Below are 15,047 nucleotides of genomic sequence, written 5' to 3' on the forward strand. Positions count from 1 at the left end.
CAATCAGTGAAGGCAGGACAGACAATGAGCTCTTCGACATCCCTAAGCGCATTAATCCGTAAAATTGATGACATAACTGTTTCTACCGTAGATTCTACCGTTGCGCTAGCGAGGAGCATCCATGAGGCGATTTCAGGGGTACAAAAGGCCTCAGCCGAGGTCGTTCTCGACCCATCAGTAAGATCCACCGTTCAACAGCACATCAAGCGCACGCTCAGTGACAACCATTACTGTTCAGGGGCGGGATTCGCCAGCCATATTGAGAGCACCGCAAACACAAAAGAGTACTGGTTGCTGGAGTGGTGGTATAAGAAAGATAACGGTTTGAGCCAGGCGCATCTGGATTTGGATCAGGCCACGCAACAACGACTGGATTTCAGAACCTTTGAGTGGTTTAAGCATTCTCCTCCGGCTGGCAAAGCCTATATCCACGGTCCCTACGTCGACTATATTTGCAATATCTCCTATACCCTAACGTCAGCCGTCCCGGTCTACTACAACGACCAGTTTCTCGGTGTTGCCGCGGTCGATTTGCTGGTCAGTCAGATAGAAGCCGAACTGCTCTCCTGCGCTCATCCTAATTATGTGATTCTGACCAATCTGGAAAACAGGATCATTTTCTCCAGTTGGCCACGTTTTCGCGTGGGTGAATTGCTGTCACCTGCAAATAGTACCGTGATGTATCAGAGCGACTACTTTATCCTTTATCACTATCAAAACTAAGGGCCCGAAGGCCCTTAGTTTTTAGTTATCCTGCCCCATATTGAGCTTACTGGCGTACGCAATGGCGTCGTTTTCCGGTGCCGCTGAACGACCAAACGGACGGGTCAGGAACATATAAATAAGTCCCGAGCCAACGACAATCGCCAGGCCGAACAGGACCGTCCAACGGTCAATGAAGTCGCTGCTGTCCGCCGGTTGCGCCAGTAACCAGATCCCGCACAATCCGTAAGCTAACGCCAACACATTCACGATTACGCCCCAACCGCCAATGGTCCACTCCCCCGCCGGTTTCCAGCCTTTCAGGCGCTGACGCAGCGCGGCCAGCACAACCATCTGGAACGAGATGTAAATCCCGATAACAGCAAACGCGGTGATACGCGACAGGTTATCTGGCTGGAAATAAACCCAAACACAGATGATCACTGGCAGTAGGCAACTGACGACCATGGCATTATCCGGAACACCATTTTTAGAGATTTTGGCCATCCATTCACTTCCCGGCAGCATTCTGTCGCGGGAGAAAGAAAAGATAAGACGGCTTAACGCAGCCTGGAGAGACAAAATGCACGACAACATGGCGATAATCGCGACGACGATAAAGACAGTCGCGCCGGTTTCACCCAGAGCTTCATTAAGGATTGCCGGGATCGGATCGGACGTTTTGCCATTCACGATGCTGACCAGATTCGGTGAAGCCAACAGATAACCCATAACAGAAATAATGGCGGAAATCGCGCCGAATACGATGCTTAAAATCATCGCCACTGGGATCTTTTTACTGGGATTCTGCACCTCTTCCGCAACGTTACCGCAGGCCTCAAAGCCAAAGAACATAAACAGTCCCATCAGCGCAGCAGACATAAATGCGGTGGAATAGCTGCCGTCATGAGCCAGCACACCCATCGAGTCAAAAATTACAGAGAACGGCTGCGAACGGTGGAAAATCAGCAGATAAATCCCCAGCGCGATCACGCTGACAATTTCACACCAGAAACCAATTTTCGCCACCCGGGCCAGATTTTTAGTCCCGGACAAATTAACCGCCATCATCAACAGCAGCAGCAGAACGGAAGTCACCAACATCGTGGCTGGAGTCTGACCATAATGGAAGAGTGATTCAACAAACGTTGATGTATATTCCGCGATCGACGTAATGGTGACCACCAGTGCCCACAGGTAGATCCAGGCGGCGATCCACGCATATTTCTTGCCCCACAACCTTCTGGCCCAAGGGTAAAGCCCGCCGGTTATCGGATACTGGGAAGCGACCTCACCAAACACCAGCGCCACCAAAAGTTGCCCACATGCGACGATTAAAATCCACCATACTGCAGGCGGCCCCGCCAGCGTTACGGCCAGCGCAAACAGCGAGTAGACGGCGGTAAGCGGCGACAGGTAGGTAAAACCCAACGCAAAGTTTGAAATTAAACCGATCGATCTATTGAACTGTTCTTTGCCATCTTTTTGAAAATTATCGTTTTTCTTATCAGGTGTCTGTTCCATATAGCTTTCTCTTTTGTGGAATAGTCGCAGGGTTGAACAATTAATGTATAAAAGATATTAAGTTATATGTATAGTGATTTTGTCGCAGATTTGTTAAAAATGATCGCGCATCACGTTAATGAAAAAGTGGGAATAAAACGGTAGAGAGAGCGAGAATTTTGCGGTATTTACAACCAACAATTCTTTAGCAATTGCGAACCGTGGGCCACTTTGGCGGATAAATACGCACAGCGGATTGCGTTCGATGCTAAGTAGCAAGAATCGCTGCTGTTAAGCAACATTTTTGCAATATAATAACGTGATGTTAAACGCTGAACCTGAGCAGGTGAATGATGGAAATTGATCTCGATAATCTGGTCTTTGATGGACTAGAAGAAGCGCAAGAGCGTAACGCTGAACGTCTGGAAGATGCAGACAAGAAAGCGCAAGAAATTATTGCTGATAATGATTGCGGTGACGCCTGCAAAATCTGATTTCCGAACCGGCGCAATGCCGGTTTTTTTTTACCTCCTGGCTATGCCCTCTCGCCTGGCTACATATCGCATTGCGTTTACCCATTGTTAACACCTTTTTCACTAATAACATTTTGTAAATAGATAAGAATTTTTTCTTATTTTGTCCTGAACCTGAGTTATGGGAGCGTAAAAAGCACAAACCAAAAAAAACGACAGGGACTTACAAAATGATGGTAACAAAAACTCACAGCGCGAAAAAAACACTGCTGGCACTCGGCATCCTGCTGGCATCAGGCATTAGCGTCTCACTGGCTCAGGCCGACCAACTGGCCGATATCAAAGCCGCAGGCGTAGTAAAAGTCGCAACATTTGACGCGAACCCGCCGTTTGGCTCCATCGATGCCAAAACGCATAAGATTGTCGGCTACGACGTCGATTTTGCCGAAGCGCTGGCTAAATCTCTTGGTGTAAAACTGGAACTGGTGGCGACCAATCCGGCAAACCGAATTCCGTTATTACAATCTGGTAAAGCCGATTTAATCGTTGCGGATATCACGATCACGCCTGAGCGGTCGCAGGTAATAGATTTCTCCGTCCCCTATTTTGTTACCGGCCAGCAGTTCCTTGTGCCAGCAAAATCTCCGGATAAGCTCGATCAATACAGCAAAGCACGCATCGGCGCGGTAAAAGGCACTACTGGTGAACAGGCACTGCATCAGCGCTTCCCGCAGTCGCGCGTACTGGCCTATGACGATATCCCGCTGGCGTTAACCGCACTGCGCAACGGCAATGTTCAGGCCATCACCCAGGACAGTACGATTCTGGCCGGTTTATTAGGCGGTGCGCCGGATAAAGCAGATTTCAAAATTCTACCGGACCTGCTGAGCAAAGAAGAGATTGGGGTGGGGGTGAAAAAAGGTGAGCCAGCGTTGTTAAAAGCCGTCAACGATGAACTTTTGAAGCTGGAATCTACCGGGCAGGCGGCCAAAATTTATGATGTCTGGTTTGGTCCTGAAACCAAAAGTCCACAAGCCCGCGCCTTTAAAATAGAAGCCAAATAATATGCTCTCAGCCCTTTTTCATCGATCCGCAGCTTCGGCTGCGGATTTTACCCATTTGCGTCAGGCGAGCGTCGAGCTACGCAATGTGGTTAAAGAGTATGGCGCTCAAACTGTACTTAACGGCGTCAACCTGGCAGTTGAGCCCGGTGAAGTGGTGACCATTCTGGGACCTTCCGGTTCTGGAAAGTCCACTCTTATACGTCTTATCAACCAGTTGGAGTCGCTCAGCGATGGCGAAATCTTCATTGATGGTAAACCAATTAGTCAGTTGCGCGGGGCGGCATTACGCCAGCTACGCAGCCGTATCGGTTTCGTATTTCAGCAATTCAATCTCTATTCGCATCTGACTGCGCTGCAAAACATCGCGCTGGCGCTGGAATATGTTCACGGCTGGAATAAGACGGAAGCGGATCGCCGGGCACTTGAGTTGCTGGAAAAGGTGGGACTGGCGGAAAAAGCCAATGCCTATGCCGCACAGTTGTCCGGTGGACAGCAGCAGCGCGTGGCCATCGCCCGCGCGCTGGCTTCATCACCGCAAATTATTCTGTTTGATGAGCCCACCTCCGCGCTGGATCCTGAAATGATCGGCGAGGTATTGCAGGTGATGAAAAATCTCGCCCACAGCGGTATCACCATGATCGTCGTGACCCACGAAATGCATTTCGCCCGCGAGATTGCCGATCGTGTGGTTTTCATCGATGGTGGCGATATTCTTGAAGTGGCCCCGCCGGAGGATTTTTTCGTCCAACCACAGCACCCGAGAACCCAGCGTTTCCTGAAAAAAGTGCTCGACCCGTTACACCAGGAGTCATCATCATAATGCATGCAATGGACTGGCAGGGAGTGCTGAGCGGGCACCCCCTGCAATGGATAATTTCTGGTTTTCTTACCATGCTTTGGGTGACGCTGGCAGGTATCGTGCTCGCCACGCTCATTGCCATCTCACTGCTCAGCCTGCGACTGACGGGCAATCGTCTCGCTAAAACGATGGTCGGGGTGTGGGTCTCGGTGTTTCGCAATACACCTTTACTGGTGCAACTGATGTTCTGGTATTTTGCCGCATGGAACTGGCTTCCCCGTGACGTCATTAGCTTCATCAATGCTGATCATCCATGGTCAATTCTGCCGGGTGATGTCTGGTGGTTAACGCCGGAGTTTATCTGTTCAGCATGGGGACTGGGCGTATTTACCTCAGCATTTTTGGTCGAAGAGATCGCCTCAGGTTTACAGGCAGTTTCTGCCGGACAACGCGAGGCTGCCGTGGCGCAGGGGTTTTCATCCTGGGCGATATTTCGTCACATTCTACTGCCTCAGGGACTGGCAAACGCCTGGCAACCCATTGTTGGGCAATATCTCAACCTGATGAAGCTTTCCTCGCTTGCCAGCGGTATTGGATTTGCTGAGCTCACCTACCAGGTACGGCAAATTGAGAGCTACAACGCGCACGCGCTGGAAGCCTTTGCCGTTGGCACCGCACTCTATCTGTTTACCGGCATCGTGCTGGGTATGTTGCTTACGCGTCTTGGCCCGCGGCCGGCGGCGGGTAAATCGTCAAAGGTAAGAATGCGCATCTTCAGCGTCAGGAGCATACTGCATGATCGCTAATATTTCGGTCATTACCGACAATCTTGACTATCTCCTGTGGGGACGTGTGGCTGAGGGGCAACCCGGCGGTGTACTGCTCACTTTGCTGATGGCTATCGGTGCGGCTTTGCTGGCGCTGCCTGGCGGGATCGTTCTTGCCTGCTGCGCCTGGCGATTTCCTGGCGCGGTTCGCAACGGGTTGTTTATCTGGGCGGAATTTATTCGCGGCATTCCGCTCATCTTTGTGATTTTCTGGATGTGGTATTTGCTACCCATGCTGACCGGAAGCGATCTACCCGGTGCCGTTACCGTGACGCTGGCGCTGGCATGGTTCACCACCGCTTCGGTGATGCACTCGGTGTATGCTGGAATTAGCGCACTGCCTGGTGGGCAATATGAAGCGGCAGTCGTTCAGGGGTTTCGCCGGGATCAGGCCCTGTGGCTTATCTTGCTGCCGCAGGTGCTGCGTAACGTACTGCCGTCGTTGACGGGGATTTTCATTGGGCTACTGAAGGACACGTCACTGGCATTTATCGTTAACGTACCGGAACTCACGACGGTTGCCGGTCAGGTTAACAGCCGGGTGCAAATCTACCCGACAGCCATTTTTATCTTTACCGGACTGGTCTATTACCTGCTGTGCTTTAGCCTGGAGAAAATCACCCAGCGCCGCTTCGCACTAAAATGACCTCTCGGCTCAACATTCCACAAACTGATGGTCTTCGTTGAGCCGATATTTCACGCCCGCCCGAATGTTTTTTTCCCCTTCAACGGCAAGCGCAAAGCGCATTCTCTCGCCATCGTGATAAGCCAGCGCCGCACATCCGCCGGGACCGAGCGTTATCGAATCTACAGTACCGGTACTGGCAACAACGGCGTTCTCTCCGCTGGCAATAATGTGGATATTGTCCGCGCAGTTAGCGATTTTTGCCTCTGCGCCAAAACAGGCTACCTGGGTTAAATCACCGCTACTGGCAACCCGGTTTCGGTCGCCAAGCGAACTGATGCGTACGCGCATGCCGGTACTGGCGATACGCGTTCCGTCGCCCACACTGCTGATACGCGCCGAATTTCCCGCAATCGCTATTCGCCCACGATCGCCTGAACTGCCGATATGCGTGTTATAGCCTACACTGCCAATCCGTGCGCTGTAACCGGCACTGGCGATCTGTGCGGCATACCCGGCGCTGGCAATTTTAACGTTGTCACCCGCACTGCTAAATCGGGCATAATCTTCCGCACTCGCCAACGGACGACTGGTTTCCTCCGCGGCTTGCTCACAGGAAATATTCCCCATTGCGTCAATATCCTGCTGAGCAAAACTCGCCTCTTCCCGCCATTTCGACCAGCCGTATTCCACCAGGCTATTTGCCCAATCAGTATACCCTTCCCGCTGGAGCGCGCGATGAACATCGGCATAGCTTCCTCCTGCGGGAAACGCGCGTAGAAACCAGCGATACATGACGGGCCCAACACGCCAGGCCCGTAAGTCACTTCGTGTAATCATCATCGCTTAATGCCGGTGGTAGCCATCCACCATACACTTGAAGGTTTCGCCCGGCGTGCGGCCCGTAGTGCAAAGATAAAGATGCCCAAAAATGAAAAACAGACTGACAATTGCCAGCGCAAAGTGCGCCTGAAGCAGCCAGTAACGCACACCAGGAAACAGATCTCCGACGACCGTCGGGTAAAGCGATAACAACCCAGAAATCAGCAGTAGTGGCAGCAACCCATACATCACGCCAACGTAGGCCGCCTGCTGTAGCGGATTGAATTTAGAACGCGGTGATGCCGGGAATGGGTGTGACTCGCCCTGCATAATGCCAAACAGGTAAAAACGTGTTTGTCTTTGCGCGCGAGCGATCCAGCCCTGACGTTGAATAATATAGTGATGTCCGTTGCCGCCAATCAGGTTGATCAGCACAAAACCAACCCAGCAAGCGAGTAGCAAAAAGCCGCAAACCTCATGAACGGTAAGCAGACTTTTCATGACCGGTGCGCTGACGGCAGAGAAGTGATTGACCAGGCCACTGACCAGAAGTAGCAAAAACAGCAGCGCATTCGACCAGTGCCACAAACGAACAGCCTTCGAATATAAATAGACCTTCTCACCGTGCCCTGCCGACGTTTTATGTGCCGCCCGAAAGCGCAGCATGGCGTGAAGCGCCAGCACCAGCCACATTCCCACCAGCATTAACCCGGCAACGACTAACCACACGGGCCAGTAGTCCGGTGAAAACAGGGGAACATACTGCGCAAGCTGGGCGTGAAACTGTTCGGCATTTTGCGACGCGTTCATACATTTTCCTTTTTAATCAAATGTTGACCGAACCGACGATACAGATGGGGTTTCCCGGCGCCTGCAAGTTGATATTCGTAATACTTGTTTTCTCGCAACCAGGTCTGAATTTCCGGGCTATCTTCACGGCCAAAAATCAGCGCATGTTCCGGGCAAGCGTTAACACAGATCGGTGGAAAACCTTTCGCCAGGCGTGATTCAGCGCAAAAGTCGCATTTATCCGCCACTTTGGTATGCGGGTTGAGATAACGAACCTGATAAGGACACGCACCAATACAGTAACTGCAGCCGATACAGGAAGACGTATCTACTCGCACAATACCGTTCTCATCCCGCCAGGAGGCACCGGTCGGGCACACCTCAATACAAGGCGCATCATCACAATGCTGGCAGGATTGACGGAAGTAGTGATACAGCGTTTCGTTGTCGTTGTCCGAGACTGGAATATGCGCTATCGACAAACGGCTGCCCTGGGCAGGAACATGGTTGGTTTTCCTGCAGGCCCGCGCGCAGATATTACATCCGTTACACAGTGATTCGTCGTGAATCATGACGTAACGAACGGCTTTAGGGCTCCTGGTACTCGCTAACAGATTTTGACCTGGGCCGGTGAAAAAAATCACCGTCCCCATGCCAATGACAAATTTTCGTCGGGTGAAGGACATCGGGTTATCCTCTAAACTGTGACAGTGGTCGTCCACACGTTCCATGACATCAACCTGAATAATTCAGGGGTTCTGATACTGCTCAACCTCAAGCCATTCACACAGGCCGTACGCTTTGCCATAACTCATAAAACGTTCGCTAAACAGATAAGGTTCCGCATTTGACGATTCCACAGTACGTATATCTGCGTAATCGGGATGCGTTTCCATAGCCGTTAGCGCCGCTGTAATCTGCTGAGATTCAAAGCTATACGGCGGTTGCGTCAACATGGCGACCTTATAGGGGCGAGGATACGTGCGGCCGTCGAAGCGTACCGCCTCGGCAATCGCACGGCAGATGTCGTTTTCCACCACCTGCACGCACATGTCGGCGTAGTTTGCCGTCATGGTTTGCGTTGAGTAGAAATAGACATCTTCCGCGCCCTGCACACGGGTGATATCCGCGTTAATTGCGTCCTGACACAGCGCATCCAGCAGCGCGGATAGATCGGTTTCAGGGACCGAATAAGGTGGCTGCAGAAACACGCTGCGCCCCACCAATTGCCCCGATGCCGAATGCTGGCGGATAAAATCTGCCACAATCGACTCCGGGCTGGCAGGATCCTGAACCTGCGGCGCAGTCACCTGTTCTACCGGCGGGTGAAACGCCTGTAGCCAGTGTCTCTTTTGACTATCAACCTCGTCAGGAAGCGCCTCTACGGGTGCCAGAACGTTGCTCACGTTAGTCATCTCACGTTCCTTACGCTGGCAACAGATCTTGCGCCGCCAAATCAGCTGCCACGTCTTCAAGTCCGAGTCGGTTCAGGGTTTCACGCGTTGGGCAACCCAGCTCTGGATCCCAGCCCATTTCCTGATAGAACATCGTCAATGACTGACGCATATCCTCCCTGTCCATCTTGTCGGTTCCTTCAGTGAAGACCGGGATCTTCGGATCTTTATCGAATACCCAGGAGCAGATGAGATCGTGCTCATTGCGCATATCCTGGGTTTGCATCAGTTTGACCGTATAAGCACGATGCAAAGTAAAGATGCGTTCAGCGGCCAGGTCCAGACTCGCCTGCGTGGTTTCATCACCGGTGACTGCCTGGAAGAACTTCGCTTCCAGATCCAAGTCTCCGCGATAGTTACGGCTCTTGAGTGGTGAAACCGTCATCGGCCAAACCCAGTTACACAACGTAACCGCGTTATGCAGACAGACTTTCAGCAGCGTCCATTTGGCATATTTGATCTTGGCAGCATTGATCGGGGTGTAGTTTTTGGTTTCATCGTAGGCATCCTGTGAACCAAACAGCTCGCCCGCCACTTCGCGCTGCAATTTCAACGGCAAACCGGAGCCGATGAAGTTGATATGGGTGTGCGCCATGCAGTCACGGTTAAACATACAGTTGGTGATCGCCCCCACCTGCGCTGAAGCCTCGTTCGCATGGTGAACAGGAAAACCGAACGGCGACCACAGTTTATTTTTGGCATAACCCCAGTACTCTTCGCCCAAATCCCAGCGTTCAGCAATGGCATACGAGCCGTCCGCAAGGTGACTGAGTTCCCCCACGCGATGCGCCAACCGATAGTAGAAGTCTTTAATAAAATTAGGATCACCCGCTTCCAACTGATCCCAGCGGATTTCCGCATACTCTTCAGCCGGCAGTACGCGCTTAAAGACGCCTTTCGAATAGCAATAAGTAAAATCACGGTGCAACTGGCCGTAGTTACACCAGATACCGTAATCGTCAAACAGGTTCAGACCAATCAGGTTTCCCACCACGCGCCCATCGTCTTTATCGTCAAAATCTTTCGGGCCATTGGGGAAAATGGTGGTGTGTACAAAGTTCGCCACACAAGTGTTGCCGCCGGTACTCGGCACGCCAAAATCTTTCACCCGCGGAACATTGAGCTGCGACATACAACGAATAGGGCATGAATGACAGCCGCTCATTTTGACCGTGTATTTTTCTGCGGCTGGCCCCAGATCGAACACCGATTTATAGGTACGGAAACCTACCGTATTTTGGTTGCCCGGCGGGATTTCCCCGGTTTCGATTGGTCCGCCTTCTGCTGCGCCCCAGAACAGCCCTTTACGCGCCGTCCAGCGCGAGTTTGGCGAAGAGTATTCTGCCCAGGCCTGCGGGGTGCTTGGCACAACGTGGTTGTTGTTAGCGCCGATGAGCTCGGTCATCATGTAGTCATTGAGCCGCTTCATCTCTTTGCGATCGGCAATATTGACGCCTTTGGTCCCTTCTACCGCAATAGCCTTCAGGTTTTTCGAGCCCATTACTGCGCCAGTACCAGCTCCGCCGCTGTGGTTGCGACTGTTGATCATGCAGGAGAGCGGCACCAGATTTTCCCCCGCCTGGCCAATCGCGGCGACGCAGGTTTCCGGGCTGGTGATGCGACAAATTTCTTCAGTTGTGGCGCGCGTCCCCTTACCCCACAGGAAATCGGCTTTTTCGATGCTAACCTTATCGTCTTTAATGTTGATCCAGACCGGCGATTCGGACTTGCCTTCAATAATAATGGCGTCGTAACCGGCGAATTTCATTTGTGCAGCAAAGAAACCGCCCATATGAGCATCCACGACTAAATTGCCTTTGGTAAATGTCGATAAGGAGGTGATATTGACGCGGGAGCTACAGGGAGCGCCAGAACCCGTTAATGGTCCGGTGGCAAAAACCAACTTATTCCCTTCATCAAAAGGCATGGTGCCTGGCGGGACTTCGTCGTACATAATTTTATAACCAAAGCCCATCCCACCGACAAATTTTTTAAATTTACTGGAATCTTCAAGGGTGATATTACCCGTGGTGAGATTGACCCGTAAAATAGTACCTGTCCAACCATTAGCCATCATGTTTTCCTTTGCAAGAAGGTTTAATAGATATACCCGCCATTCTTCAGGCAGCTTTTTTATCCAAAACTGCGGTATTTTTGGCAATTAATGGCGCGAATCAGGTATGCCTGCTATCTATCAAACAGTAATATCTTTCCACTCGATAATTTTTAATGCCCCAGTCGGACAAGCATTGGCGCATTCCCCGCATAACACACATTTTGAGGACTTTTTCGTTTCGGTATTTACGGTCGCCATCATCCACGGACAGGCTGTGGTACACGCGCTACAGCCAATACAGCGTTTGTGGTCCACCGCAATACAACCGTCTTCCTGTTTCCAGGTAATTGCACCTATTGGGCAAACCTTCATACACTGCGGATCTTTGCATTGCCGGCAGGTATCTGCGGTATAGTTTAAATCGCCATACAGCCCACCACCGGACCCGACACCATCATCGCCAAAGAAGAAATTGCGATGGATTTTTATCCGGGAAAAGAAGGTACCCACCGCACCATCGTTATAATTGGTACAGGAAATTTCACAGCGGTGACAGCCCGTACAGCGAGCTCGCTGGGTCACCAGAACCCCTTTAGGCGTATTGATAAGCCCAACAGTCCCACTATCGACATCTTCCTGCTTACAACCAAAAAGGGATAACAGCGCGGGAGCAATCGTTAATCCCGCCAGTCCTTTTCCTGATATCCGCAGAAATTCTAGTCGCGTTAAACCACAATCTAAAAATGGACGATCAACCTGGTTCATTTATTTCGCATCCTCTTCGCAAATGCTGTGGTAGCAACACCTTCAGGCTAATTTAAACCAGCGCAGCTCAAGCCATATCGGGCGGTTAAAGTTGCCAACAACACGTAAATTTTTGCCCTAACCTGATCGCATAAATGACGGTGGTTAAACTGAATGAATCTAATCCTTTAGGGTTAGGCACAGAAATAATGTGGTTATTCAGCATGCTTAGTCTTGATCGTCATCAATTAAAAAACGGAAGGGATATAATTAATGCGGAGTGAGATTTATTATCATTAAGATAAATTGAAATAGCACTTCATATGTCTTGCAAATATTTGTGACTCCACTCTCATATATATTTTTATATATCATCCGGTATACAATTAAATATATAGCGAGTTGGATAGCGTTAATTGCAACACTAAATTATAATTATTGATAGATTAACGTAATGAGAATAAGAGGACGGAGAGAGAAACTACCGCCCTCTTTTTGCGGATTATCCGGTCAATGCTTTAATTACGGTCTCAATAGCCTGTTTTTCTAACTCACTGCGCTTCACACGCTGGTTAGCAAGGGTGGTTCTCAGTACTCCCGCAATGACGATATGCTTAGGCTCTTGTCCCAGATCGCGCATTTCCAGCACTACTTTACCGACTACTCTGCACATTTCACGGTACAACTCGTCGTCTTTCGTCTGATTTCCCATTTTTGCCCGCTCGTCATTAACTCAAAGCAACAGCATATATCACTCTGAGGATTTAGACAAAATTCAATGAAAATCAAAGAAATGTCATCATTCTACTGAACTCTCTGAAGTCGATTTACAAGCTCAGCAAGACTTCCCGCCTGCATTTTTTCCATCACCCGCGCCCGGTGCACTTCAACCGTACGCACGGCAATATTCATGGCATCAGCAATTTCCCGATTCATTAATCCTTTTGCTACCAGATGCGCCAGTTCCCGTTCTTTTGGCGTAAGTTGTTGATAGCAGCAGATGATCTCTTGTCGCGAGAACGCCGCTGCCGAGACCTGCAAGGCATGTTCTAATGCTGCCTGAAGCGGCACGGCTGACACCGGTTTTTGCAAAAAATCGACCGCGCCACGTTTCATTTGCTCAACCGCCATCGGCACATCGCCATGCCCGGTGAGAAAGACCACCGCCAGGGTGCTTGCTTTCTGACGCATGATTTCATGCACCGCGTGCCCATCCAGTACCGGCATACGCATATCCAGCAGTAGTACACCCACCTGGTGCAGATTTGCCTCAGCGAGGAATTTCTCACCTTGCTCCCAGCAAGACACTTCATATCCCAGACTTTCCAATAAAAACGCGCAGGCCTGGGTTACGGCAATGTCGTCATCCAGCAGATGAATTATCGCCACTACGGCCTCCTTCCCGATTTGGTTTAAAATATAATGTCACTCTCGCCCCCGCTTTTCCGTCCGGGGCCTGCTGATTGTTGATCTCAATATCTCCGTTTGCGTAGCGCACCAGTCGCTGACAAATGACCAGTCCTAGTCCCATGCCTTCTTTACGCGTGGTCATAAACGGCTGAAACGCCTGATACAACTGCGTCTCGTCAATGCCTCCGGCATTATCCTGCACCTGAATACTCACACCACCATCCTTATGCAGGGCGCTAAACCAAACTGTGGTAGCCCCTGCCTGGGCGGCATTGAGTACCAGATTGGCCAGCACCTGCTCAAGAAGAACGCTTGGCAACGTCAATGTTAACGCCTTGCTGACCTGTGTGTGCAGCGTTACCGCCGGGAATTGCTGGGGCATGCGTAGTAATTGCCAGACGTGATGGATAGCATCGTGAACGTTGATGGCTTGCCAGTCATCGGGAAGTACCGGATTGCCCTGTGCCTGGCTGACCCACTGCCGGAGATTGCGCAGCGTATCGGCCCCCCTTTGTGCCTGGGTGTCGATGTGCTCAAGCACGGGCAGCAACGGATGCTGCTCATCCTGACCGCGCAGGCGAATCAGACAGCCTTGGGCATAATGGCGGATAGCCGACAACGGCTGATTGAGCTCATGGGCAAAACCGGAGGTCATCTCCCCCAGCACGCTCATTTGTCGGGCAGTCTCCAGCGCCTGTTCCTGTTTGTGCAACAACACATTGTTCCGCTCTAGCTGCCTGCCGCGTCGGCGAACCAACAGCATTACCCAGATGTAATTGAGCGTCAGCAACAGCAACACGATGGCCACGCCCCCCATTGCCAGTCGGTGTTGAATAAACCAGCTTTTGACATCCAGCCACAGCTGACGCTGCTGCGGATGCTGGCGGACATCGCGCAACAACGCTTCCACCTCGCGGGTCGAGGCGGGCGCTCCCCAGCGAAATGTCGCGTTTTGCGGTGCATTGAACAGCACCCGCGTGACGCGATCGGCCAGCTCGTCACTCACTGCAGGTAGTGCGGCAAATGACCAGTCAGGATAGAGCGGTGTACTGGTCAGACAGGGAATTGAGGTCGGATGGTTCAACACGGTCATAAAATCGGTTTTACGAATGAGGCCTTCTTCATCCATTTTTTCCAGCAGGCACACCGGCACGATCACCGCCTGCACGGCTTTTTCACGTAATAAATAGAGTAAAGCATCGGCGGGAAATCCGGTAAACGTCAGACGTAAATCGCGTTCAGGGCGCAGACCGGCATCACTGAGCGCTTTATATCCCAGCAAATAGCCGCCAAAAGCCTGAGCATCAATGGCGCCAACCGCTTTGCCGATCAGATCGTGTGGGGAGGTTATCCCGCTGTCGCGTCTGACGAGGATCGCGCTGCCGATCACGTTACTGGTGGCTTTCCCACCACGGGTGGAGCGTAGCGAAGCCAGCCAGCGCAGCGCAGAACGGCTGTTTAGCTGAACAAACTGCGCCGGATTAGTAACAACAAACTGCACCGTTCCACGATTCACCGCCTCCTGCATCTGGTGCAGATCCAGCGGTTGAATATGAAACTGTTCGCCGGGGATTTGCTGATTCAACAATGTTTCCAGCGGCTGCCAGTGATTACGTGTAGAAACCTCCCCGCGCATCGCCAAAACGCCAATGTTCCATGTCTGCGCCCTGACCGCGCCGCTTAGCATCCACAGCGACGCCAGCACTGTCAGACATCTTACTACGTTGCGTCCCACTCAATTGTCCCTGTCAATTATGTTGTTTTAGATCAACAACAAGC

General features: G+C 51.3%; 16 protein-coding genes. 6 read left to right on the forward strand and 10 right to left on the reverse strand.

All coding sequences use genetic code 11. From position 1 onward, the window contains the following. Positions 1-24: 24 nt before the first annotated feature. Complete coding sequence (locus SK39_RS01100; protein ID WP_048216512.1) at positions 25-723, forward strand: cache domain-containing protein; 699 nt, start codon at positions 25-27, stop codon at positions 721-723. 21 nt (positions 724-744) lie between these two features. Here SK39_RS01100 and SK39_RS01105 read toward each other — a convergent pair whose 3' ends face one another. Then, positions 745-2,226, reverse strand: coding sequence for an APC family permease (locus SK39_RS01105; RefSeq protein WP_032935886.1), 1,482 nt, complete (start codon positions 2,224-2,226; stop codon positions 745-747). Between the two features lie 332 nt (positions 2,227-2,558). On the opposite strand from SK39_RS01105, the gene SK39_RS27020 reads away from it, so the two are divergent. From SK39_RS27020 to SK39_RS01125, 5 genes are all read left to right on the forward strand, one after another. Next, complete coding sequence (locus SK39_RS27020; protein ID WP_003832695.1) at positions 2,559-2,699, forward strand: hypothetical protein; 141 nt, start codon at positions 2,559-2,561, stop codon at positions 2,697-2,699. 209 nt (positions 2,700-2,908) lie between these two features. After that, a complete protein-coding gene (locus SK39_RS01110) occupies positions 2,909-3,742 on the forward strand; it encodes an ABC transporter substrate-binding protein (protein ID WP_032935887.1) in 834 nt (277 codons plus the stop codon). Between the two features lies 1 nt (position 3,743). Continuing rightward, positions 3,744-4,562: an amino acid ABC transporter ATP-binding protein gene (locus SK39_RS01115; protein WP_003029322.1), complete on the forward strand. Its 819-nt coding sequence runs from the start codon at positions 3,744-3,746 to the stop codon at positions 4,560-4,562. Then, a complete protein-coding gene (locus SK39_RS01120) occupies positions 4,562-5,347 on the forward strand; it encodes an amino acid ABC transporter permease (RefSeq protein WP_048216513.1) in 786 nt (261 codons plus the stop codon). Before SK39_RS01115 ends, SK39_RS01120 begins: the two co-directional genes overlap by 1 nt. Beyond that, positions 5,337-6,014 carry an amino acid ABC transporter permease gene (locus SK39_RS01125; protein ID WP_032935888.1) on the forward strand — a complete coding sequence of 226 codons (678 nt, stop codon included), beginning with the start codon at positions 5,337-5,339 and terminating at the stop codon, positions 6,012-6,014. Before SK39_RS01120 ends, SK39_RS01125 begins: the two co-directional genes overlap by 11 nt. Before the next feature lie 9 nt (positions 6,015-6,023). On the opposite strand, the gene ydhT is transcribed toward SK39_RS01125, so the two are convergent. The 9 genes from ydhT to ttrS form a co-directional block, all read right to left on the reverse strand. Continuing rightward, on the reverse strand, positions 6,024-6,836 hold the full coding sequence (ydhT, locus tag SK39_RS01130) for a protein YdhT (RefSeq protein WP_003836540.1): 813 nt from the start codon (positions 6,834-6,836) through the stop codon (positions 6,024-6,026). Between the two features lie 3 nt (positions 6,837-6,839). Next, positions 6,840-7,625: a thiosulfate reductase cytochrome B subunit gene (phsC, locus tag SK39_RS01135; protein WP_003029330.1), complete on the reverse strand. Its 786-nt coding sequence runs from the start codon at positions 7,623-7,625 to the stop codon at positions 6,840-6,842. Further along, positions 7,622-8,290: a 4Fe-4S dicluster domain-containing protein gene (locus tag SK39_RS01140; RefSeq protein WP_003029332.1), complete on the reverse strand. Its 669-nt coding sequence runs from the start codon at positions 8,288-8,290 to the stop codon at positions 7,622-7,624. The genes phsC and SK39_RS01140 overlap by 4 nt, the downstream gene beginning before the upstream one ends. Positions 8,291-8,353: 63 nt before the next feature. Continuing rightward, positions 8,354-9,019 carry a YdhW family putative oxidoreductase system protein gene (locus SK39_RS01145; protein ID WP_032935890.1) on the reverse strand — a complete coding sequence of 222 codons (666 nt, stop codon included), beginning with the start codon at positions 9,017-9,019 and terminating at the stop codon, positions 8,354-8,356. A gap of 10 nt (positions 9,020-9,029) precedes the next feature. Beyond that, on the reverse strand, positions 9,030-11,132 hold the full coding sequence (locus SK39_RS01150) for an aldehyde ferredoxin oxidoreductase (protein ID WP_032935891.1): 2,103 nt from the start codon (positions 11,130-11,132) through the stop codon (positions 9,030-9,032). Positions 11,133-11,252: 120 nt separating this feature from the next. Further along, on the reverse strand, positions 11,253-11,879 hold the full coding sequence (locus tag SK39_RS01155) for a ferredoxin-like protein (protein ID WP_003029338.1): 627 nt from the start codon (positions 11,877-11,879) through the stop codon (positions 11,253-11,255). A 481-nt stretch (positions 11,880-12,360) separates the two neighbouring features. Further along, positions 12,361-12,570, reverse strand: a complete 210-nt coding sequence (fumD, locus tag SK39_RS01160) for a fumarate hydratase FumD (RefSeq protein ID WP_032935892.1) — start codon at positions 12,568-12,570, stop codon at positions 12,361-12,363. A gap of 92 nt (positions 12,571-12,662) precedes the next feature. Continuing rightward, positions 12,663-13,247, reverse strand: coding sequence for a tetrathionate respiration response regulator TtrR (ttrR, locus tag SK39_RS01165; RefSeq protein ID WP_003836549.1), 585 nt, complete (start codon positions 13,245-13,247; stop codon positions 12,663-12,665). Next, a complete protein-coding gene (gene ttrS / locus SK39_RS01170) occupies positions 13,222-14,955 on the reverse strand; it encodes a tetrathionate respiration histidine kinase TtrS (protein ID WP_129622437.1) in 1,734 nt (577 codons plus the stop codon). Before ttrS ends, ttrR begins: the two co-directional genes overlap by 26 nt. Between the last annotated feature and the right edge of the window lie 92 nt (positions 14,956-15,047).

Origin of the sequence: Citrobacter sp. BIDMC107 (assembly GCF_001037575.1) — a bacterium.
In the GTDB taxonomy this organism is placed as follows: Bacteria; Pseudomonadota; Gammaproteobacteria; order Enterobacterales; family Enterobacteriaceae; genus Citrobacter; species Citrobacter freundii.

What these genes read in the sequence shown, in the direction of transcription:
- SK39_RS01110 (WP_032935887.1), top strand. Translation starts at nt 2,909, where the DNA reads ATGATGGTAACAAAAACTCACAGCGCGAAAAAAACACTGCTGGCACTC.
- SK39_RS01150 (WP_032935891.1), bottom strand. Translation starts at nt 11,132, where the DNA reads ATGGCTAATGGTTGGACAGGTACTATTTTACGGGTCAATCTCACCACG.
- SK39_RS27020 (WP_003832695.1), top strand. Translation starts at nt 2,559, where the DNA reads ATGGAAATTGATCTCGATAATCTGGTCTTTGATGGACTAGAAGAAGCG.
- SK39_RS01100 (WP_048216512.1), top strand. Translation starts at nt 25, where the DNA reads ATGAGCTCTTCGACATCCCTAAGCGCATTAATCCGTAAAATTGATGAC.
- SK39_RS01145 (WP_032935890.1), bottom strand. Translation starts at nt 9,019, where the DNA reads ATGACTAACGTGAGCAACGTTCTGGCACCCGTAGAGGCGCTTCCTGAC.
- ttrS (WP_129622437.1), bottom strand. Translation starts at nt 14,955, where the DNA reads ATGCTAAGCGGCGCGGTCAGGGCGCAGACATGGAACATTGGCGTTTTG.
- fumD (WP_032935892.1), bottom strand. Translation starts at nt 12,570, where the DNA reads ATGGGAAATCAGACGAAAGACGACGAGTTGTACCGTGAAATGTGCAGA.
- SK39_RS01120 (WP_048216513.1), top strand. Translation starts at nt 4,562, where the DNA reads ATGCATGCAATGGACTGGCAGGGAGTGCTGAGCGGGCACCCCCTGCAA.
- SK39_RS01115 (WP_003029322.1), top strand. Translation starts at nt 3,744, where the DNA reads ATGCTCTCAGCCCTTTTTCATCGATCCGCAGCTTCGGCTGCGGATTTT.
- ydhT (WP_003836540.1), bottom strand. Translation starts at nt 6,836, where the DNA reads ATGATGATTACACGAAGTGACTTACGGGCCTGGCGTGTTGGGCCCGTC.
- SK39_RS01125 (WP_032935888.1), top strand. Translation starts at nt 5,337, where the DNA reads ATGATCGCTAATATTTCGGTCATTACCGACAATCTTGACTATCTCCTG.
- SK39_RS01155 (WP_003029338.1), bottom strand. Translation starts at nt 11,879, where the DNA reads ATGAACCAGGTTGATCGTCCATTTTTAGATTGTGGTTTAACGCGACTA.
- SK39_RS01105 (WP_032935886.1), bottom strand. Translation starts at nt 2,226, where the DNA reads ATGGAACAGACACCTGATAAGAAAAACGATAATTTTCAAAAAGATGGC.
- phsC (WP_003029330.1), bottom strand. Translation starts at nt 7,625, where the DNA reads ATGAACGCGTCGCAAAATGCCGAACAGTTTCACGCCCAGCTTGCGCAG.
- SK39_RS01140 (WP_003029332.1), bottom strand. Translation starts at nt 8,290, where the DNA reads ATGTCCTTCACCCGACGAAAATTTGTCATTGGCATGGGGACGGTGATT.